Genomic DNA, 21,643 nt, shown 5'->3' on the forward strand with positions numbered 1-21,643 from the left:
CAAGGGTAGGCAAAAGGTGGTAGCTGTTGTGAATATGTGCTAGAGCATCAATTCAGGCTGAACACTCTGTTACAATAGCTTTTTTAGCCAAATCAAATATCTTGCCTACGCCATGAGTAAACCTTCCCTGACACCGATGATGACGCAATATTTGGCCATTAAGGCCGACCATCAGGACAAGCTGTTGTTTTACCGGATGGGCGATTTCTATGAGCTGTTTCTTGATGATGCAGTGCAAGCAGCTCGTTTACTGGATATTACGCTAACTACCCGCGGGCAGATCAACGGCGAACCGGTGAAGATGGCTGGGGTGCCTTATCATGCGGTGGAACAATATTTGGCCAGACTGGTAAAGCTGGGTAAAAGTGTGGCGATTTGTGAGCAGACGGGTGAGGTGGGCTCGGGTAAAGGACCGGTGGAACGGAAAGTTGTGCGCATTGTAACGCCAGGGACGCTGACTGATTCAGCTTTGCTGGAGGATAAGGAAACCAATCGTATGGTGGCGGTTTCTTTATTAAAAAAACAGCTTGGTGTGGCCTGGCTGTCCCTGCAAAGCGGGGAATTCCGCTGCAAAATAATTGCACCAGAAGCTTTGCCAAATGAGCTGGCACGTCTGCAGGCAGCGGAAATCTTGATATCTGACCAGACACTGGAAAAGCTCAATCTGGATGAACAAAACCGAAAACTGACTCGTTTACACGCGTGGCAATTTGCTGCTGATACTGGAGCACGCCTGATTCAACGTTATTTCGGCAGTCAGGATTTACGCGCTTTTGGTCTACAGATCGGTGACCATGATGCCGCTATTGGTGCGGCAGGAGCATTATTAAATTATGTTCAGCAGACCCAGATGCAGCTGCCAAAGCATCTGGACAGTCTGACGCTGGAGCAGGAAACCACTTATATTGGTATGGATGCGGCTACGCGGCGCAATCTGGAAATAACTCAGACGTTGAATGGACATAAAGCGCCTACTTTGTTTTCGGTATTGGATACATGCGCGACACATATGGGCAGCAGACTGCTCGCACAATGGTTGCATCAGCCATTGCGCAGACGCGGACAGATTGTGGCTCGTCAACAGGCCGTGGCAGCACTCTCTTCTCAGCGTGAGCAAATAGTGACCATGCTGAATCAGGTGGCGGACATTGAGCGAATTGCAGCTCGTATTGCTATTGGCAGTGCACGGCCACGTGATTTATCAGCTTTGCGTGATAGTCTGGCAATATTGTCGGCATTTAGTTTGCAGGAGTCTGACCAGAGCTCGCTGGTACAGACGCTGCTGGAACAGTTTCCGCCTGCTGCACCGATTGCGCGCCAGCTAAGCAAAGCCATTATGGCCGAACCAGCTGTATGGTTACGTGATGGCGGTGTGATAAATGATGGTTTTGATGCTGAGCTAGATGAGTTGCGCCGTTTACAGAATCATGGCGATGAATTTTTGCAGCAATTGGAAAGCCGTGAACGTGAACGTACGGGATTATCCAGTTTGAAAGTGGAATTTAACCGTGTGCATGGTTTTTATATTGAGCTGAGCAAGCTACAGTCAGAACAGGCACCTGCGGATTATCAGCGTCGCCAGACTTTAAAAAATGCAGAACGTTATGTGACGCCGGAGTTGAAGGCTTTTGAAGAAAAGGTATTGAGTGCGCAACAGAATGCACTGGCACGGGAAAAACAGCTATATGATGCTTTGTTGCTGCAATTGCAGGCAGAACTACCCGTATTGCAACGCTGTGCCCGTGCTGCAGCCAGTCTGGATGTGCTGGCTACGTTGGCAAAATATGCGGATGAAGAACATTACTGCTTCCCTGAATTCGTAAATTATCCTTGTTTACAGATTAGTCAGGGACGTCATCCGGTAGTGGCTGCTCAGGTCAGTCAGTTTACCGCTAATGATACCCAGCTGGATGATAAGCGGCGTCTGATGTTGCTTACTGGACCAAATATGGGTGGTAAATCTACGTATATGCGGCAAGTGGCTTTGATTGTCCTGCTGGCGCATATTGGAGCCCCAGTACCGGCAGATAGCTGCACTCTGGGTGAATTTGACCAGATTTTTACCCGTATTGGTGCTTCGGATGATCTGGCCGGTAATCGTTCTACTTTTATGGTAGAAATGTCGGAAACGGCTTATATTTTGCATCATGCAACTGAGCGTTCTTTGGTGCTGATGGATGAAGTAGGACGTGGTACATCTACTTTTGATGGTTTGGCGCTGGCACAGGCAATTGCTGAACATCTACTGCAAAAAAATCGTAGCTATACACTTTTTGCCACGCATTATTTTGAATTGACCCGTCTACCGGAACAGTATGCGCATGCTTTTAACATGCATCTGTCAGCACTGGAACAGGGACAAGATATTGTGTTTTTACACCATATTGAACCAGGGCCGGCCAGTAAAAGCTATGGTATTGCGGTAGCCAAATTGGCGGGACTACCGGCACGTGCGCTGAATGCGGCTTACCGGCACTTGCAGACACTGGAACAGCATGCGTCTCGTGACCAGGCGCAATTAGATATGTTTCAGACGCAGACAACTGAACAAGAGTCAGATGAAGTAACCCAGAGATACACCGGTAAGGATAATACGGCTGTTGTGATGCCAGCCGATTTATCAGTGCTGCTTAATGCGCTTAATCCGGATGAGTTGACCCCAAAAGCGGCTCTTACCGCTATTTATGACCTTGTACATTGCTGGAAAAATCATCTATCAAATCAGACGACATCATAAAATATGTATGAAAAATAGGTTTAGTTGTTGACTTTGTTTTGTTAATGCGTATAATGACTTTCTTACCAGACGCGGGGTGGAGCAGCATGGTAGCTCGTCGGGCTCATAACCCGAAGGTCGTAGGTTCGAATCCTGCCCCCGCAACCAGATTTTAAATGCCCTGTTTTTAACAGGGCATTTTATTTTGGTGTTTAATCGATACGAGCTATGCGTAAGATCTTTTATTCGGTTATGCCAGCACTTTTCATTCTCACCTAGACAGCTCTTTGCTCTTATTCAGGTTTTTTCTGTTGGTGAACATTATCTAAGCGCTAAACTAGTAAGTTTGAGTTTATGTTTGCTCCATTCTGGATTAACTTTCTTGATTTCTAGTTATTTGTATTTGTTTATCAAGAAGTATCTGCAATTTATTTAATTCTAAATTTCTTAAAATATATATTCTTAATGGTTATTACCTCTGGCTGTAAATCTTGTAATTTATTAATTTATACATATATTTAATTGCTAAGCAGATTATTTATAAAAATAATTATATTAAAATATCATTTTTATGCTGGTTACCCCACTGACACATTAAATCTAAAACGGGAACCAGAGATTTTCCCCGTTCTAATAATCCATATTCTACTTTAGGCGGTATTTGTGGATATTCTTTTCGGAATATCAGTTTGTCTTGCTCCATTTCTTTTAATGTGTTGCTTAAGGTTTTATAAGATATGCTGTTGATGCGGCGTTTAAGTTCGTTAAAACGCATCACTGGCTGGTTTTCATTAAGCCAGTAAAGAATGAGTATTTTGTATTTTCCCCTGATAATAGAAAGAGTGTAGTTAAAACCACTATTTTCGAGCTCTTCTTCACTGCAATGGTGTTCTGACATCTTTTCACTTCCCTTTTGGTTAGTATCTATCTTTATTTACCGTACTTTGAATCAGTTTTTGGGTGAATTATTATATTTCGTTAATTATTAAGCTTTGGATTGTCTGTTATGAAAGAAACGCTGGTGGTTGTCGCTCATCCTGATTTAGCTTCTTCTAAAGTAAATCAATGCTGCATTAATGAACTATCTGTTTATGCTGATCAGGTAACGATACATGATTTATATGCATCTTACTTGAGTAATGTGATAAATGCTGTTTCAGAACAAATTTTGATTGAAAATCACCGAAATCTGATTTTACAGTTTCCTCTTTACTGGTTTAATTGCCCACCGTTGTTAAAATTATGGTTAGATGAGGTTTTAACATATGGTTGGGCTTTTGGGCGCAACGGGCTTAAGTTGAAGAATAAAAAAGTTGGCTTGGCGGTTTCTGCCGGTATCAGAAAAAGTGATTATGCTCCTGAAGGTCGCTTTCATGTTTCATTGGAAGATATTTTAAAGCCATTCGAATTAACTATGAATTATGTGCAGGCTAATTATCAATCTGTATTTGCTGTATATGGCGCTAATAATGAACCTGAAGCTGGTTATGGCATAACTCAGGAAGAAATTGATAATAGTGCCAGAGACTATATACACTGGATGAAAACATGTGAAATGCTGAAGTAGCTCTGATGAAGAACTAATCTTCTAGGAATGTGTGTGTATGAATTTTAAATAAGATTTTAATTTGTTTATTTGATATCTGGATAAACCCACAGTTTATGCTCATGTACTTCGGCTAGGAAAACTTCATCTAGTTTCTGTCCTAGACGGTCTAGTTCTTTTTCTAGCCATTCTTCATTATGACCCAAAGATTCAAGACTGGGATAATTGATAACGCCGTTTTCAATCACAACAACTGCCATTGCTGGGTCACCTTTTTTTACTACGGTCATTTGGCCATTGTATTCAAACCAGACATCACTGAGCATTTCCAGACTGGTATAACCACGCTGATGAAGCAGCATAATGAAATCTCGGATGGATAGTTTGGCCTGACGGAAATTCTGTGATAGTAAGATGCCGTTTTTCATCAGTCGGATTGATGTGCCGTCGACAAAATCCTTGGCGATACTGCGTTTAAATGTGGCATAACGAACCAGTAATAACAGGCCAGCCCAGAAAATGGAGGCGCTCATGAGTAAGGTGATGCTGATGGAGGGATTGTATAGGGGGCCGCCGATTATTGCACCCAATACGACGTTACCTACTTGATCAATAGCTGAAATCGGGGCAAGTGCACCTTTGCCGGATAAATTGATGTACACCAGCAGGATGCAGAAAGCGACCAGCATTTTGAAGATGATGTTGATGTAGATGGGATTCAAGGTGGCTTCCTTTGTCTGTGCGGTGGCTTTAGTCCAACATGATTTGCATTTTTGGTTTTTGCAATCATGGTTTTATCGATACCATGATGTGTTTACTGTAGCTGTTATATTTGCGGCAGACTATGGTTAACACCTGTTTTTTATGGCTTATTTACATTAATTTCCTTAAATGTTCTTTTTTTGAATACAGAATTTTTCTGTGTTGGTTTAAACACAAGTATTTTTATGTCTTTTTTGTGCTGAGCTGTCTCTGTGATTTGAATATATTTTTATTTCTTCGTTATATTATATTTTCGTCAAATTGTAAGCCACCATCACAGATAGAATCCCAGTTTGCTTTGGATTGAGTGTAAATATGTATTTTTTGCTGGGGGTAAATTGCTGTATTTAGTGTGCCAGCACGCAAACGATAAATATTTGGCATACTGTCTCGTGAAGTATAGAGGTTTGATCCACATTCAGAACAGAAAAAACGGTTTACGCCATTAACTGAAAATTTTTTTAGCTTATCCCGACCTGATAGGATTGTGAAAGCATCGCTGTTTATTTGAACCGCTGAATTAAATGCGGAACCACTCCATTTGCGGCAGCGTTGACAGTGGCAGAAGACCATTTTTTCAATTTGGTCACTCATGGCAATCTGGTATTGGATTGCAGTACATAAACAGCTTCCTGTCAGCATATATTTCTCCAGTACTTTTCCTGTAAATTGCTATCTTTTGGCGCATTGACACTGGCACAATATTATCAGATTGACGCTAAACATTTCTTTATTGACTAGATTTTTGTGTGAGAGGGTTTATCTGAATCTGTAGTCGGTGATTTCTGTGCTCAATATTATTATCACTGCTAAGCTGACTGGTTTTTGTACTGATGCGTATTTATCACCGTAACATTGTGGATTAAATCGAATGAATTGAGGCAAGAATCTTTGATTGTGCTAAACATTTTATTCGATAGAGTGAATAAATCAGAATGTGAAATGAATCATGCTATTCGTTTTGCTTTAATTACTTTTTTCAGGTATATGGAGAAATGTTACACAACTATTTTTTGTTGTCTGACTCTCCTACCCCACAGAAAAACACTTTTTTGATTATCTCTTTCTTTGGTTTAATTAATTCAACTGAGCTTATGTGCTGTAAGCTCAGTTGTGTACTATGAAAATAAAGTAATCAGCTTTATAGACGATGGATGCACTGGTCTAAAACATTATAAAGGTTTGAAATCCTGTCCGATAAATATTCGTGTGGGATTTCCGCGCGCTATTTGATGATGGTGGTGATGACGCTCTGCTTTGTGTTTGGCGTATAACTGTTGTTTCTGTTGCGCCAGTTTGTGTTGTAGCAGTAGAACAGCCAGTTTTTTATTGGTATGTTGGCTACGTGCAGTCTGGATTTTTACGCTGATACCGCTGGCTAGGTGGGTGGCTCGGACAGCCGATTCTGTTTTGTTAATATGCTGACCTCCCGCACCGGAGGCACGCATGGTGTCAAAGATAATTTCATCAGATTGATGCTGAGTAATTGTCTCGTAACACGCGGCTCCGATAAACCAGTTTTTACGTTTGTGTTTTGGGCGGTAGGGGCTGGGACAAATCCATTGAATGGTTCCCACCCACTGTTTAGCTAAGGATCTTTCTAGCTCACCATTAAGAGCAAGCAGTACTGAGTGAAGTCCATGCTTTGACTGTTCTTGCTCCAATATGTCTATTTCAACCTGAATCTCTATGGCTTCGTGTTGCAGGCGTGCCAGTGCTTTTGCTACGGCCAGACAGCATTCAGCCGGTCCGTAAGCCGCTGATAATTGTAAAAGCAGCATTATTTTTTCTCCGTTTTTACTTTATAGGTGATAACTGGCTTGAAACGAGCTATTGGCCGGATTAATTCAGCCTGCACCATGGCAGTAATGACGCTGTCGATTGATTTATAGGCCTGCGGTGCTTCTTCATAGATAAGTTCACGGTCAGCACAAATCACACGGCTGCCATGGACAGTACGGCTTAGCTGTTCGGCGGTATAACGTCGGGATAGTCTGCCTTTGCAGGCTGAACGCTGCCATTTGCGTCCTGCACCATGTGCGAGGGAGTAAAGGGCGATTGGGGTATCCAATGGTTGAACCAGATAGCTGTAATCGCCGCGCGAACCCGGTATCACGACTAGCCCTTGGGTAGCAGGTGCTGCACCTTTACGGTGCAGCCAGCCGCTTTCGCCATGGATGCAGGCCGCTTCGATAAAGTTGTGGCTGATGTCTGCTAGTTTTTGCCCTCGTGCACGCAGATTTGTCAGTATGCGGCGGGCAATCAGTTCCCGATTTTGCCGTGCATAGGCCAGTGCCTGATTGTGCTGTGTAAGATAGGATTTACCGGCTTCACTATCTGCGATTAAGCCCTGATGACCATACTGACGGATGTGTTTGTCCAGAATCGCACCACCGAGTCCGCGGGAACCACTGTGTACCATTAGTTGCAGGTGCTGCTTATTTAAACCGATTTGTTTGGCGATTTCCGCTACATAAATGGTATCCAACATTTGTAATTCGGCAAAATGATTGCCTCCGCCTATGGTGCCGGATGCAAAGTTATGCTGTTGTAGCGGCTGTATATCTGGCCAGAGGCTGATACATTCTGATGCACTCAGTGGCTGGTCTAGATTGCCCAGTTGTTTGATTAGTTTGGCCTGATTCATGGCATGGGTTTTAAGTGATGTTTGCCATAATGACATGCCGCAGCCAATATCGCCGCCAATCAGTGCTGGATAAATAAGTTGTGTAGTAAAAAAAGCAGCGCCAACGGGATAGCCGCGGCCGGGATGAATATCCGGCATAGCGGCTGCATAGCTGATGTCAGGCAGTGCTGCTGTTGTGTGTAGTTGCCGGACGGCTTCGCCCTCTAACCACAGTTCGGGGGTGACAATGAGGGTGATGCCGGCAGACGGCTGCTGAATAGAATTGCCCATTCTGATCCATTCCAATTTATTTTATTTAAATAATAAGCAGGCGTTGTCATCCTTGTTTATTAGAAATGAACAGGAATAACGTGCTGTAAAGAAATTGGCAGGCCGAAGCCAAGGATCAGGAGGTGATTAGCCCTGGGTTGACCTGCAAGGGATAGGTAGTACAAACATAATGATTCCTTTCCGTTGCAATATGGATAATTTGATGTGTGCGGTACTTTAAATCAGCTTCTACTGGCCGTCAAATATTCAGTTGTTTTTTTCTGGTCGGCTGGTGCGTTGTGGCTGTTTCGGCACGCTTGTTGGCCTTAGTTTAAGTTTAAAAAATAATAAACAAATTGTTCATCAATCTGATAGCCAGCCTGTTCATAAAGGGCTCTTGCCTTGTGGTTGTCGTTGGCGGTACACAATGAAATACCACTGTAGCCATTATCACGTGCAAATTGTGTGACGTATTGCATCAGTTGTGTGGCAATCCCTTTTTGTCTGTGGTTTTCAGGGACATATAGGTCATTGAGTATGATTGTGGGCGATACGGATAATGAAGAAAAGGAGAAATATAGCTGTACAAACCCGCAAGCTTGTTGTTGATCATAGGCAATAAAGATGGCGGAATCCTGCTTTTCCAGTCTTTCTTGAATAAAATTTCTGCTTGCTGTCTGTTTGTCCGTCAAGCCATAGAACTGTCGATAGCTGGCAAAAAGCATGATGGCATCATCAAGCTGTTCTGATGTTGCTCGGATGATTGTAATTTGATTTAACATTAGATAATTTTTCTACTAATGTGATTTAGGGGACACATATTTTACAATAATTACCCGTGCGTTAGTTTCAATTGGTAATCATGTTTCCTGCATAAATTGCAGTGCCTGCTCTGGACTAAAGCCACCTGAGCCGGCGCCAATCAGAGGAAAGGCGACTGAAGTATAATTGCGGGTATTGACTATGTGCATGGCAGAAATAACTGAAGTACGAATTGAATAGGCGCTGGCACGCCAGAACATGTTGATACCGGCTACGTGGATAATGGCTTGATAAGGCAATTTACCGGCACTGGTTACCACTGCGGAACCTTATTTAAGTGCACCTGTTCGGCCAAGTTCGCGAAAAGGGGCATAGCCGGCTTTTTTCTTGATGGCATCGGATACCCCACTGCGGCAACAGTAACCACCACGGAATAATATTGCGATTCCATGTGTTGACGATGACCTCGACCGGTTGTTCAAGTAAATTTCCCAGAATAATTTCAAGCTGCATGATGAGTTTCCCCTTTAAATGCTGTAAATTTTGCAGCGCAATTTTATGCTGGCTGTACCGCTTTACGGTCAGTCATGTTTCTTTATCAGCAATTGGCATATTTTACCTGTCAGTTTGACAGGCTTATGTTTAGAATAGCTCTTTATTGTAATAAATGTGAAATAAGGAAGACGAGTATGGCTCAGTTTTTTGCTATTCATCCTGACAATCCGCAGGAACGTTTGATTGCACAGGCAGCGGATATTGTACGCCATGGTGGTGTGGTTGTTTATCCAACTGATTCCTGTTATGCGTTGGGCTGTCAGCTAGGTAATAAGGAGGCAATGGAACGGATTCTGCGTATCCGTGGTATTGACCAGAAACACCATCTGACGTTGATGTGTCATGATCTGAGTCAGCTTAGTATTTACGCCAAAGTGGATAACAGTCAGTTCCGGCTGCTGAAATCTTCTACTCCGGGTAGTTATACTTTTATTTTGCAAGCCACTAAAGAGGTACCGGCGCGCACGCTGCATCCGAAACGTAAAACTATTGGGTTGCGGGTACCGGACAACCGGATTGCTTTGGCGCTATTGCAGAATCTGGGGGAGCCGATGCTGTCGTGCACACTGATGCTGCCCCATGAAAATGAACCCTTAACTGACCCTTATGAGATTCGTGACCAGCTGGAACATGAGGTTGATCTGGTGATTGATGGCGGTTGGTGTGGTACAGAGCCGACTACGGTAATTGATATGACCGATGGAATTGATCTGGTACGAGCCGGTAAGGGGAATGTTGCTGTATTTGGTTTGTAATGGACAAGCTGGTACTATGTTTTACCCACAGTGGTTGTTTATTTTAGCATCTGAAGGATTTTACCTTGCAAAACTTTGATTGGGCTTATTTTGTTCTGGCAATTCTGCCTATTTTACTGGCCATTACGCTCTCTGAAGCAGCATGTGGATATATGGCACGTTTTTGTGGTGACCGTACAGCAGAAACAATGGGTAGGCTAAGCCTGAATCCGGCTAAATACATTGATATTATTGGCACCATTATTATTCCAATATTCACGATGATTGTTTTACAGGGCTATTTGATGGTTGGCTGGGCTAAGCCAGTGCCGATTGATCCACGCAATTTTAGAAACAGACGTAAAGGTGAACGTTTGGTAGCCATTGCCAGCCCGCTTGCTAATCTTCTGATGTGCCTATGCTGGGCAGTTGTGATGATTATTAGTCAGTGGGTACCTGAATATTTCCAAAAACCGATGGCGCTAATGGGGTTAATGGGTATTCGGTTTAATGCGGTATTTTGCTTTTTCAGCCTGCTACCGATTCCCCCTCAACCGGGTGCTCAGTTTATTGATAGTTTTCTCTCACCCCGCGCTTCGATGCAGTATCGAAAGCTGGCTCCATATGGAACGTGGATAATTTTATTTTTGATTATCAGTGGTTTGCTGATGTTTATTTTGCAGCCATTTATTAACTTTGTTACTTCACTAATGCTGTTTATTGTTAGTCTGTTCTAAGCAAATTGTTTATATACTGGTAATCATACTAGCTATTAGGCCATAGAATCTTTTCTATGGCCTAATGGTTTTATATGTGAATAGTTGATTATGGCGCATCGCTCTTTATCTGTCCCAATGTCACTCTGTCCAGACCGGCCAAATCGGCAAGCGTCTGGATTTTTCTGAATTTATACTGCAATAATATATTTCGCACTGCCTCCCCTTGATCATATCCGTGCTCGAATAGCAACCATCCATCCGCCCGCAGAAAATCTGGAGCGCCGGCAATAATGGTTTCGAAAGCACTCAGACCATTGTGATTATCTGTAAGTGCTTGCTGCGGTTCAAAACGTAAATCACCCTGCTGCAAATGCGGGTCTTGGGCGTCGATATAGGGAGGATTGGAGACAATGACATCCACGCTGTGGGGCGCTGGCTGCGGCTGTGCCTGATACCATGAACCCTGCCCGAACCGCACTTGCGCTTGCAGCGCGCTGGCATTGGCTTGTGCGACTGCCAGTGCTTCCTCACTGATGTCTGCCGCCCATATTTGTGCATCAGGTCGTTCGCAGGCTATAGTTACGGCGATGGCACCACTGCCGGTACCTAAATCCCAAAGGGTGCCCTGTGCCGGCAAATGCGCCAGTACTGCATCGACAAGATGTTCTGTTTCTGGACGAGGAATCAGCACTGCTTCTGAAACCTGAAAACGCCGGCCATAGAATTCGCGCCAACCGAGTAGATAGGCCAGAGGTTCGCCTGCTAGCCTTCGCCGACACAGTTGATTCAAACTTGCCAACTCGCTGTTGCTAAGGAGCTGTGTGCCATGGGCTATTATGTGGCTATGGCTTATTGTCAGTACGTGCTGGAGCAGCATGCGTGCTTCCAACCGCGGCAGACCGGAGTTGTTTAACCAACTTTCTAGGGTAACTGGGATATTGGTTTTGGTCATATTCTGTTACAGCCGATTTACAACAGGAATAAGGTGGCCAGCCCCAAGAAGATAAAAAACCCGCCGGAATCGGTAACTGCGGTAATCAGCACGCTGCTACCAAGCGCAGGATCGCGGCCGGATTTCTGCATACACACGGGAATTAGTACTCCAACGGTGGCTGCCAGTAACAAATTCAGCGTCATTGCTGCTACCATCACCAGTCCTATACCAACGCTGTGATAGAGAAAATAGGACACGAGCCCCATTACTGAACCCCATATCAGGCCGTTTACCAGTGCGACGCCCTCTTCTTTACGCAGCAGCCGCCACGCCTGACTGTTGCTTATCTGGCCGGAAGTCATGGCACGCACAATCATGGTGATGGTCTGATTGCCGGAATTGCCGCCTATGCCGGCTACTATCGGCATGAGGGTAGCCAGTGCAACGATTTTTTCAATTGAATTTTCAAACATGCCAATCACACGGCTGGCGATGAAAGCGGTACATAGGTTAACAGCTAGCCATATCCAGCGGTTTCTGACGGAGTCGATAACGGGGGCAAACAGGTCTTCTTCTTCGCGCAAACCGGCCATGTTCAGCATGTCGTTTTCGGATTCTTCGCGAATAACGTCTACCATTTCATCTACGGTGATGCGGCCGATAAGTTTAAGGTTGTTGTCTACCACAGGTGCGGTAACCAAATCGTAACGTTCAAACGCGGCAGCGGCTTCTTCGGCATCATCTTCTGGACGAAAAGTTACCACATCATCGGCCATGACGCTGGATACGAGTAAATCAGGGTCAGCAACCAGCAGACTACGTATGGGCAGGACGCCTTGTAGGACATCATAGTTATCGACTACGAAGATTTTGTCGGTATGGTCGGGCAGGCGTTCAAAGCGCCGAAGATAGCGTAGTACCACTTCACAGGTCACATCTGCGCGGATGCTGACCAGCTCAAAATCCATGAGGGCGCCGACCTGATTGTCTTCGAACGACATGGCTGAGGTAATTTGTGCCCGCTCTTCTTCATCGCGACTACTTAAGGCTTCGTAAACAACTTCTTTGGGTAAATCGGGTGCCAGTTCGGCCAGCTCGTCGGCATCCAGATTGCCAACTGCGGCCAACAGCTCCTGCTGCGCCATGTTTTCAATCAGAGTTTCGCGTACTGGATCCGATACTTCGAGCAATACTTCGCCGTCTTCTGTCGGGGTAGCCAACCGCCATACCAGCATACGTTCTTGTAATGGCAGAGATTCGAGTAAGGTAGCCATGTCCGCCGGATGAAGCTCATGCAGGGCGTCTATTAGCTCGTTCAGAGCCTGTTTTTGTTCCGGAGTCTGTAAATAGGACTGGGTGGGAGAATGAATATGCTCAGCAACCGGTAACAGGGTCGCTACAAGCGCACAGATGTGGTCGGTATCCAGATGCAGGCGCTCCAGCTCGCTGATGTTGCTTTGGCTTTCCATTGTTGAGTCGTCCTAATTGGTGTGCACCGTAGAGCAGATGACTACGTCTGCATACAGGTAGTTTATCCTGTCACAACAGTGCTGGCCTGATATGATAAATTAACAGCCTGCTGCGGCAGGCTGTGGCTGCGGGTATTGTACACGGATTTTAAGTGTATGCGCTTGCTGTTTCAGAACTTAGCCGGTTCAAAGCTTCTTTAGGCGGCAAAGGCTTTTTATTTTTGAACGGTTTTTATCGCCGCTGGATGATTTACTAATGCTGTAGATGCGCGTGTGCGCTGTTTGTGGTTTCTGTTTATCAATATTTAAAAAATAAAATGTGCGCTATGCAGGGTGAGAAATGGAAATACTTAAAGAACATTTCAATGAATTTCAATATTTATTAACCATTGCCGAAGAAAGAAGTTTTACCCGCGCGGCAAGTAAGCTGGGTATTTCGCAGTCTGCGCTTAGCCATGCCATTAAAGTTCTGGAACAAAAATTGCAAATTCGTCTTTTAACGCGAACAACGCGCAGTGTGGCACCTACTGCTTTGGGTGCACAGATTATAGCCAGTCTGCAACCGCGCTTAGATGAGTTGGAGCAGACTTTGCAAAGTCTGGTTGAACAGAATGATAGGCCTAGTGGCTGTATCCGACTGTCTGTCAGTGAACATGCTGCTCACAGTGTGCTGTGGCCGAAGCTGAAGCCGTTTTTGAAGCAGTATCCACAGATTAATGTAGAACTGTTTATTGATAATCAGTTTGTGGATATTGTGCAGAATGGTTTTGATGCTGGAGTGCGTTTAGGGGAGAGTGTTGATAAAGATATGGTGGCGGTGAGGCTGAGTGAAGATATACGCTTTGCTGTGGTGGCGACGGCTGAATATTTTGAGAAACATGGAATGCCCGCTACACCGGCTGATTTGCAGCACCATCAGTGTATCAATGTGCGTTTACCTAGCGCCAATAAGTTATACCAGTGGGAATTTATTCAGGATGGCCGGCCGATGCGGGTTAAGGTAAACGGACAGCTTACTTTTAATCAGCTACCGGAACGCATTGATGCAACCTTATCCGGATTTGGGGTGGCTTATGTGCCGGATGATATGGTATCGCAGATGGTGGCCAATGGTGAGCTAATTCAGGTACTGAAAGACTATTGCCCAGTTTTTCCTGGCTATTACTTGTATTATCCGAGCCGGCAGAGGCATCCACGGGCCTTTGCGCTGATGATTGATGCTTTACGGCTGACAAAATAAGGAGCGGCAATGCTCCTTATTTGGTTGGTGGATCAGCGTCCTACTCGAGCTTGTTGCTCGGGAAGATACCGGTCACCAACTACGGCAATTTGATTAAGCGCCTGATTGATATCAGCTATGTCTGTTGCAGACAACTGAATATCAGCAGCACCCAGATTTTCTTTCAAACGGTCTTGTTTGGTGGTGCCCGGTATCGGAACAATCCATGGTTTTTGTGCCAGCAGCCAGGCCAGTGCAATCTGGGCAGCGGTGGCCTGATGAGCCTGTGCTAGTTTCTGTACCAGAGTGGCAAGTTTTTCATTAGCGGCCAGTGCTTCTGGAGCAAAACGGGGTACGCGCCGGCGGAAATCATCTGCACTGAATGCGGTGGAAGCATTGATGGTACCGGTCAGGAAACCTTTACCAAGTGGACTGAATGGCACCAGACCTATGCCTAGCTCTTCGAGAAGGGGGATGATTTCTTTTTCCGGCTCCCGCCACCACATGGAGTACTCGCTTTGCAAGGCGGTAAGCGGTTGTACGGCATGAGCACGGCGAATGGTGGCGGCACCGGCCTCAGACATGCCGAAATGTTTTACTTTACCTTCTGCAATCAAATCTTTGACTGTTCCGGCCACTTCTTCAATCGGTACGTCTGGATCAACGCGATGCTGATACAGCAGATCGATAACATCTGTCTGTAGACGCCTCAAGGAACCTTCTACGGTCTTGCGGATGGTTTCAGGATGACTGTTTAGTATTTGCTGTTTGTTGTCGTCTCCATATGTGAAACCGAATTTGGTGGCAATCACCACTTGCTGACGATAAGGTTTTAATGCTTGCCCCACTAACTCTTCGTTGAGATACGGTCCGTAAACTTCGGCGGTATCGAAGAAAGTGACACCTTGTGCCACGGCTGCCCGAATCAGCTCGATGGCTTGAGGAATGTCGGTAGCTGGTCCGTAGCCATGGCTTAATCCCATACACCCTAGCCCCAGAGCAGATACGGCTAGCCTGTTTTTACCGAGATAACGTTGCTGCATGTTTCTTTCCTTTATGTCTGTTAAACCAAAGATGTTGTTTGACGCAGCTTACTCTGTGTGTATGTGCGGATTAAGTATTGTGATGTTTATAGGCTTATGAATAATATTCATAAATATGTGCAGGATATGGCAACCATTTTCGCGGCCGAAAAAAAACCACCGTCAGATAATGCCGGCCGGTGGCTGAGAGGGGAAAAGTTTACGCCCAGTATTTCTTTTTCGAGGTTTTGCCGATACCGGGATTGAAGCTGTTGGTTGGATCGAGCTGACGATAGAATTTTTTTAATTCCGGCTTGGCATGATACAGGTGTCCGACATTGTGTTCCGCCGGATATTGTGCACCACGCTGATCTAGCAGTACCAGCATTTCGTCTTCAACTTTATTGCAGTCAGTTCCCTTTTTGGCGATGTAATCCTGATGGAATACATGGCAGAAGAAGTGGCCGTAATACATTTTATGGATAAAGTGCTGATTGATGCTGTCAGGTAAGGTTTCAAACCATTCTGTATCATTGCGGCGCAAAGCTACATCCAGTGCAACAATGTTTTCTACGGTATCGCTGTGCACATTGCGGTAGGTAGTGGCGGCACCGGCTGCGGCAAAGCGGTGTAGCATGGCTGCTTCGGCTTCTTTTTCGTTACAGCGGAAATAGCTGCCGCTTTTCTGCTCAAAAAAGGTTTTTAAAAATGCTTCAGCTTCGGCAATGCCTTCATCTGCCATTTTCAATATTAGGTGATGCTCATAACGGTCACGATAATCGCGGATGGACTGCGGTAAGTGCTGGGGCAGGAATTTGCAGATGAATACGGCAAAATGGTCAGAGAAATTCTTGGGAAAAAACGGAATTTTGGCCATGGTGCGGTCGACGAAATTCTTGAACGCAAACAGACGCGGCATCGCATCGGTACCGAATTTCTGGATGGCTACAAATATGTCTTTGCCGTATACCGCTGCGATATCAAAAGCTTCGCGGTGCATGTATTCGCCGGATACCGGCAGATTTTTAAAGGTACCGAGAATATGGCGACGGATGTCGTCTAGCTCATGAGTATCATTGCTGCCGATGTAGAATACGGCAGAGGTTTTTTCCAGTGGGAATGTATCCAGACGTACAGCAAAAACCATCAGTCGACCGGCACTGCCGGAAGCTTCATAGTGGCGCGCAGGATCGGCGTTAAAGCGCGCTGGTGTGTCGGCATCTATTTCGCGTACGTGGTTGCGGTAGTCGTGGTCATGCCCCATACCTGCATCGCGTTTGATATCTTTTTCGGTGTAATGGCGGTTTTGCAGATTAGTCAGAATGGTTTCGGGATCGTCTCCCAGCTCTATGCCAAGGTGGTTAACCAGATGTAGCTGGCTGTTTTCATCTAGCTGGGCGAAAACCGCCATCTGGGTATAAGCGGGGCCACGCTGAATAAGCGAACCGCCAGAGTTATTGCAGACGCCACCCATTACTGAAGCTCCGATACAGGATGAACCAATCACTGAATGCGGGCCGCGCTGGTATTTTTTCAGCTCTTTTTCCAGCCGGTAGAGGGTACTGCCAGGCAGACACACGACTTGTTCACCATTTTCAATCACCTGAATACCATCCAGCCGACGGGTGCTGACTATCACAATTGGCCGGTCGTAATCGTTGCCATCCGGTGTGGACCCCCCGGTGAGCCCGGTATTGGCAGATTGGGTGATGACAATTACATCAGCTTCGACACAGGCTTTTAACACACGCCACTGTTCAACCAGTGTGCCCGGAAGCACGACGGCCAACGCATTGCCCACACCAAATCGAATACCCTGCCGGTATGGCAAGGTGTGCGCAGGATCAGTAAGGGTGTGCTCGTTACCAACTATCCCCTGTAATGTTTGAATCAGTTGTGACTGTGTATGGACATCCATACGACTTCTCCTTGTTATAGCGTTAATTATTCAAAATCAATTGCAGCCATTGTAGAACAGTTATATGTTAACGAAAAGAGTTGTGGTGCACTGGTTATATTTAGTTCTCAGGCAAAAAACCGCCGCTCTGGCGCTGCCACAACATGGCATAAACGCCGTTTCGAGCCAGCAGCTCGCTATGGGTGCCTTGCTCAACTATCTGTCCTTTGTCCATGACAATCAGTCGATCCATGGCGGCAATGGTTGATAGGCGATGTGCAATGGCCACTACAGTTTTGCCCTGCATCAGACGGGTCAGGTTTTCCTGAATCGCGGCTTCTACTTCTGAATCTAGGGCGCTGGTGGCTTCATCTAACAGCAGAATCGGCGCATCTTTTAAAATCACCCGCGCAATAGCAATGCGCTGGCGTTGGCCACCGGACAGTTTCACACCACGCTCTCCAACGTGTGCATCATAGCCATGTCGTCCTCGGGCATCGCTCAGAGCCGGAATAAAGCCGTCTGCAGCGGCCTGCTGTGCCGCCTGCTGCATGGCTGATTCAGAAGCATCAGGGCGGCCATAGATAATATTGTCCCGCACGGAACGGTGCAGCAACGATGTATCCTGTGTAACGAGCCCTAGTGCAGCACGCAAACTATCTTGTGTGACATCGCGGATATCCTGCCCGTCTATTAAAATGCGCCCACTCTGCACATCATAAAACCGCAGTAACAGGTTAGTAAGTGTGGTTTTACCTGCACCACTACGTCCGACCAGACCGACTTTTTCGCCGGCGCGGATGTGCAGATTAAAATCGTTTAATAGGGGTTTGTCAGCACTGTAGGCAAAGCTGACATGCTCAAAATCAATGGCGCCGTGGTTTACTTTTAATGGCAAGGCTTTAGGTTTGTCGACTATGGCATGAGGACGGGATAAGATGTTCATGCCGTCTTCAACGGTACCAATGTTTTCAAACAGGCGCGCACTTTCCCACATTACCCAGCGTGACAGCCCATTGATGCGTGAGGCCATAGCCGTAGCGGTGGCAATGGCACCGACTCCCACTTGCCCGTTTATCCATAGCCAGATGCCCAGACCAGCTGAGCTGACCACCAATAAAATATTGATGGCGGTACTCAGGCTGTCCAGCAAAGTTGCCAGCCTCATCTGAGCATTCACTGTAACCAGAAACTCCTGCATGGAAGCTTTGGCATAAGCTGCTTCACGCGCGCTGTGAGAAAACAGTTTCACAGTGGCAATGTTTGTATAGGCATCGGTGATGCGTCCGGTCATCAGGCTGCGTGCATCTGCCTGCTGCTGTGCCGTTTTGGATAAACGCGGAATCAGAAAGCGCAATACCAGTACAAACATCACAATCCACATGATAAAGGGTACCAACAGCCAACCGTCCATACCGGCCAGTATGATGCCGCTGGTGACGAAATACACCAGTACATACACCAGCATATTGGCTACTGACATCACAGTGTCGCGCACCGCCAAGGCCGTTTGCATCACTTTAGCTGACACGCGTCCGGCAAATTCGTCTTGATAAAAACCCATGCTTTGGCCAAGCATCAGACGATGAAAATTCCAGCGCAGGCGCATCGGAAAGGCACCCTGAAGCGTCTGAAACTGTACATTAGAAGATAGGAAAGACCAGAATATGCTGAACACCATGACCGCTGCCATTAGCAGCAGTTCGTGGCCTTTTTCCGGCCACAATCTGGCCGGTGCATACGTCCCAAGCCAATCGATAACGGTGCCGAGAAAGCGAAACACCAGTGCTTCTAGTATCCCGGTACCTATGGTCATTATAACCATCACCAGTAGCCACAGTCGCGCGCCTTCTAGACAGCTCCAGATAAATGGCAGTACACCTTTTTTTGGCGGCTGCGGCAAGGTTTCAGGGTATGCATCAATGCGGTTTTCAAACCAGCTGAAGAATCGGTTCAGTAACATACTGCATAAACTTTCTGCATAATGGTGCCAAATCGGCGGTACTCGCTGCGGGGACAGCAGGAATAATGATGAATGAAATCATTATACATAATCTGAAATATAAATCAGCTTTGAGGGTTTGTGTTAAAATCGCGCCGGCACATCAGCATACCAGACAGTCGCTGTGTACTTTTAAGTGCATGGAGGAAAGTCCGGGCTCCGCAGAGCAGAATGCCGGCTAACAGCCGGGCGCCGTGAGGCGACGGAAAGTGGAACAGAAAGCATAACCGCCGATGGCTATGTTTCATAGCACAGGTAAGGGTGAAATGGTGCGGTAAGAGCGCACCGTGCCGTTGGTAACAACGTGTAGCAGGCCAAACCCCATTCGGAGCAAGACCAAACAGAATGCGCTGACGCTGCTCGCCGAGCATTCGGGTAGGTTGCTTGAGCGGCACAGTAATGTATCGCCCAGATGAATGACTGTCCACGACAGAACCCGGCTTATCGGTTGTCTGATGTGCCCTTGCATCTTTCTAAATTTTTTGCTCTGGCTACTTTTTCTCTAGCAGCCATGTACCGGCTAATCATTTATTACCAATGCTGTCACTGTTGAGTACGGATTGGCAAATCGTGTGGGTCGGGTGCTGATAGCTTTCAGATTCACTAACTCAATCTACTGCGTTTACCCTTTTATTATCTGCTTTGCTGCTTTATTAATTATTGTATCTTTGTCCAGTGTCAGACATATGTAATAAGAACAACAAAACGCAAAATTATGGTTTTACTTTCGCGCTGATGGAGCGAACCTAGTGTTCACAAATCGGAAAAAATTAGGTATTAGACACGATTGCCCTGATTTATAAAACATACATAACCATCAGGCAGTATCTATTTGTCTGTATTTGAAAAATTAGGTTTTTGTTTGCATGCTAAGACTGCTTACAGCCGATGCTAACGATTATTAAGCGCGGTTAAACTTCAGGCGTAATACATGCTGTAGCAGGGGCTGGTGTATGAGCGGTCATTGCATTGTCTGTTAATTTAACGTTTATTCTGCTTGCAACAAGCTTTACACTGACAGCTGTTTTATGTCAGGCTTGGCAATTGTTTAATTTTCGGTATCAGCATGCATACACGTCAGTTTCTGTCTTTGTACGGTTCGATTTTTTTTCTGTTTTCCGGTTACGGGCTGTTTCTGAATTCGGCTGGGGTGAAACTATCCCAGATGGGAGTCAGTAATATCACCATTGGGGTGCTGAATGCTGGCTTTTTTATTGGTGGTACTATATCCGCCATTGTCTCCCACCGTATTATTTCGCGTGTTGGTCATATTCGCAGCTTCAGTGTTTTTGGTGCGCTGTTTGCCATTGCCGCCCTCGCCCATCTGATGGTGGAACAGCTGTGGATGTGGGGTGTGCTGCGTGCTGTATTGGGTTTTTGTCATTACAGTTTGCTGATGGTGGTGGAAAGCTGGTTTACGGCGCGTACTGTGCCACAGACACGCGCTAAGATACTGGCCTTATATGAAGTGGTGTATTACATTTCTTCTGCTACCAGTGTCTTGCTGCTGAGTCTGAATATGTCCAGTAATAACATCTTTACGCTGGCAGCGATATTGGTGATAGCAGCGACACTGCCGGTAGGACTGACCAGAATGAAGCAGCCGGAGATTCCAAAGCGAGAGCGGATTAGTCTACCGCATGTGCTGTCGATCGTACCGCTGGCGTGGATAGCCTGCTTTATGGCCGGCATATTCATCAATGGCTTCTTTACCATGGGCTCGGTGTTTATGCTGAAACTGGGCTACAGTTTACCTAAGGTTTCTCTTTTTCTGGGCTCGGCAATGGTGGGCGGCTTCACGATTCAGCTATTTATTGCGTGGCTCTCAAATAAATTTGGCCGTCCGCGCACCATTTTCGGCTGCGCCTGTGTCGCCACGACAGCAGCAATCAGTGGCATGATGCTGTTACTCATTCTACCGGGCAATATCTGGGCACAATGTGTAATCGCGCTGGCTATCGGTTGCAGTGGCTTTCCCATGTATGCTCTGGGGCTTGCACGAGCCAATGATGTACTGCCAGCCAATATGAATACGGTGGAAGTTAACCGCTGCCTGCTGTTTGTATATGGTCTGGGTTCATTAGTGGCACCATTGCTGCTGGGTACAATGATGCAGCTATTTAACCATTTCGGTTTTTATAGCGTTTATGCAATTATGGCTGCTTTGCTGGCAATTTACGCGTTTATGCAGCCCTCTGTTCCGGTTTCCCAGCGCAGTGTTTATGTACCGGTATCGGGTAATGTGGGACCGATGACCGCTGAGCTCGACCCGCGTAATAATGCAGCTACAGACACGCCATATGATGCACATAGTGCTGAGCAGCATGTGCATGATACTTTACAAAATTCTGATAGTCAGCATGGGGATAATTAATACGTGTAGACAATTCCTGCAACTTTACAAAACAAA

The 21,643-nt window shown here is 46.0% G+C and carries 19 protein-coding genes, 1 tRNA gene and 1 other RNA gene; 8 read left to right on the forward strand and 13 right to left on the reverse strand.

The window, feature by feature from the left end; all coding sequences use genetic code 11:
• Positions 1 to 112 precede the first annotated feature (112 nt).
• Together mutS and J3U64_RS06135 are read left to right on the forward strand one after the other, a co-directional pair.
• Complete coding sequence (mutS, locus tag J3U64_RS06130; RefSeq protein WP_267390890.1) at positions 113 to 2,737, forward strand: DNA mismatch repair protein MutS; 2,625 nt, start codon at positions 113 to 115, stop codon at positions 2,735 to 2,737.
• A 70-nt stretch (positions 2,738 to 2,807) separates the two neighbouring features.
• A tRNA-Met gene (locus J3U64_RS06135) sits at positions 2,808 to 2,884 on the forward strand.
• Positions 2,885 to 3,266: 382 nt separating this feature from the next.
• Here J3U64_RS06135 and J3U64_RS06140 read toward each other — a convergent pair.
• Complete coding sequence (locus tag J3U64_RS06140; RefSeq protein WP_267390891.1) at positions 3,267 to 3,614, reverse strand: winged helix-turn-helix transcriptional regulator; 348 nt, start codon at positions 3,612 to 3,614, stop codon at positions 3,267 to 3,269.
• A gap of 108 nt (positions 3,615 to 3,722) precedes the next feature.
• Here J3U64_RS06140 and J3U64_RS06145 point away from each other — a divergent pair, with 108 nt between their 5' ends.
• Positions 3,723 to 4,283: an NAD(P)H-dependent oxidoreductase gene (locus J3U64_RS06145; protein WP_267408626.1), complete on the forward strand. Its 561-nt coding sequence runs from the start codon at positions 3,723 to 3,725 to the stop codon at positions 4,281 to 4,283.
• Positions 4,284 to 4,348: 65 nt separating this feature from the next.
• On the opposite strand, the gene J3U64_RS06150 is transcribed toward J3U64_RS06145, so the two are convergent.
• The 7 genes from J3U64_RS06150 to J3U64_RS06180 form a co-directional block, all read right to left on the reverse strand.
• Entirely contained in the window at positions 4,349 to 4,984 is a 636-nt protein-coding gene (locus tag J3U64_RS06150) for a DUF421 domain-containing protein (RefSeq protein ID WP_100141102.1), read from the reverse strand.
• Between the two features lie 280 nt (positions 4,985 to 5,264).
• On the reverse strand, positions 5,265 to 5,666 hold the full coding sequence (locus J3U64_RS06155) for a GFA family protein (protein WP_267390894.1): 402 nt from the start codon (positions 5,664 to 5,666) through the stop codon (positions 5,265 to 5,267).
• Positions 5,667 to 6,196: 530 nt separating this feature from the next.
• Positions 6,197 to 6,805, reverse strand: a complete 609-nt coding sequence (prfH, locus tag J3U64_RS06160; RefSeq protein ID WP_267390895.1) for a peptide chain release factor H — start codon at positions 6,803 to 6,805, stop codon at positions 6,197 to 6,199.
• Entirely contained in the window at positions 6,805 to 7,941 is a 1,137-nt protein-coding gene (locus J3U64_RS06165) for an RNA ligase RtcB family protein (protein ID WP_267390896.1), read from the reverse strand. The genes prfH and J3U64_RS06165 overlap by 1 nt, the downstream gene beginning before the upstream one ends.
• Positions 7,942 to 8,246: 305 nt before the next feature.
• A complete protein-coding gene (locus J3U64_RS06170) occupies positions 8,247 to 8,702 on the reverse strand; it encodes a GNAT family N-acetyltransferase (protein WP_267408627.1) in 456 nt (151 codons plus the stop codon).
• A 78-nt stretch (positions 8,703 to 8,780) separates the two neighbouring features.
• A complete protein-coding gene (locus J3U64_RS06175; RefSeq protein ID WP_267408628.1) occupies positions 8,781 to 9,002 on the reverse strand; it encodes a macro domain-containing protein in 222 nt (73 codons plus the stop codon).
• 9 nt (positions 9,003 to 9,011) lie between these two features.
• A complete protein-coding gene (locus J3U64_RS06180) occupies positions 9,012 to 9,164 on the reverse strand; it encodes a hypothetical protein (protein ID WP_267408629.1) in 153 nt (50 codons plus the stop codon).
• Between the two features lie 207 nt (positions 9,165 to 9,371).
• On the opposite strand from J3U64_RS06180, the gene J3U64_RS06185 reads away from it, so the two are divergent.
• Together J3U64_RS06185 and J3U64_RS06190 are read left to right on the forward strand one after the other, a co-directional pair.
• Positions 9,372 to 9,992 (forward strand): L-threonylcarbamoyladenylate synthase, encoded by a 621-nt coding sequence (locus J3U64_RS06185; protein WP_267408630.1) that lies wholly within the window; start codon positions 9,372 to 9,374, stop codon positions 9,990 to 9,992.
• 65 nt (positions 9,993 to 10,057) lie between these two features.
• Positions 10,058 to 10,708, forward strand: a complete 651-nt coding sequence (locus J3U64_RS06190; protein ID WP_267408631.1) for a site-2 protease family protein — start codon at positions 10,058 to 10,060, stop codon at positions 10,706 to 10,708.
• Positions 10,709 to 10,796: 88 nt separating this feature from the next.
• Here J3U64_RS06190 and prmC read toward each other — a convergent pair whose 3' ends face one another.
• The gene (gene prmC, locus J3U64_RS06195; RefSeq protein ID WP_267408632.1) at positions 10,797 to 11,642 is read right to left on the reverse strand and encodes a peptide chain release factor N(5)-glutamine methyltransferase; all 846 of its coding nucleotides are present in this window, start codon (positions 11,640 to 11,642) and stop codon (positions 10,797 to 10,799) included.
• Positions 11,643 to 11,659: 17 nt separating this feature from the next.
• The gene (mgtE, locus tag J3U64_RS06200; RefSeq protein WP_267408633.1) at positions 11,660 to 13,093 is read right to left on the reverse strand and encodes a magnesium transporter; all 1,434 of its coding nucleotides are present in this window, start codon (positions 13,091 to 13,093) and stop codon (positions 11,660 to 11,662) included.
• 340 nt (positions 13,094 to 13,433) lie between these two features.
• On the opposite strand from mgtE, the gene J3U64_RS06205 reads away from it, so the two are divergent.
• Positions 13,434 to 14,333, forward strand: a complete 900-nt coding sequence (locus J3U64_RS06205) for a LysR family transcriptional regulator (protein ID WP_267408634.1) — start codon at positions 13,434 to 13,436, stop codon at positions 14,331 to 14,333.
• 32 nt (positions 14,334 to 14,365) lie between these two features.
• Here J3U64_RS06205 and J3U64_RS06210 read toward each other — a convergent pair whose 3' ends face one another.
• The 3 genes from J3U64_RS06210 to J3U64_RS06220 all read right to left on the reverse strand — a co-directional run bounded on the left by J3U64_RS06210 (position 14,366) and on the right by J3U64_RS06220 (position 19,194).
• Entirely contained in the window at positions 14,366 to 15,355 is a 990-nt protein-coding gene (locus J3U64_RS06210; protein WP_267408635.1) for an aldo/keto reductase, read from the reverse strand.
• A 199-nt stretch (positions 15,356 to 15,554) separates the two neighbouring features.
• Entirely contained in the window at positions 15,555 to 17,252 is a 1,698-nt protein-coding gene (dld, locus tag J3U64_RS06215) for a D-lactate dehydrogenase (protein WP_100141091.1), read from the reverse strand.
• A gap of 100 nt (positions 17,253 to 17,352) precedes the next feature.
• Positions 17,353 to 19,194: an ABC transporter ATP-binding protein gene (locus J3U64_RS06220; protein WP_267408636.1), complete on the reverse strand. Its 1,842-nt coding sequence runs from the start codon at positions 19,192 to 19,194 to the stop codon at positions 17,353 to 17,355.
• Positions 19,195 to 19,336: 142 nt separating this feature from the next.
• Here J3U64_RS06220 and rnpB point away from each other — a divergent pair.
• Positions 19,337 to 19,693, forward strand: an RNA gene (gene rnpB / locus J3U64_RS06225) — RNase P RNA component class A.
• A 606-nt stretch (positions 19,694 to 20,299) separates the two neighbouring features.
• Entirely contained in the window at positions 20,300 to 21,607 is a 1,308-nt protein-coding gene (locus tag J3U64_RS06230) for an MFS transporter (protein WP_267408637.1), read from the forward strand.
• Positions 21,608 to 21,643 lie beyond the last annotated feature (36 nt).

Origin of the sequence: Snodgrassella sp. B3800, assembly GCF_026535865.1 — a bacterium.
Taxonomy (GTDB): Bacteria; Pseudomonadota; Gammaproteobacteria; order Burkholderiales; family Neisseriaceae; genus Snodgrassella; species Snodgrassella alvi_E.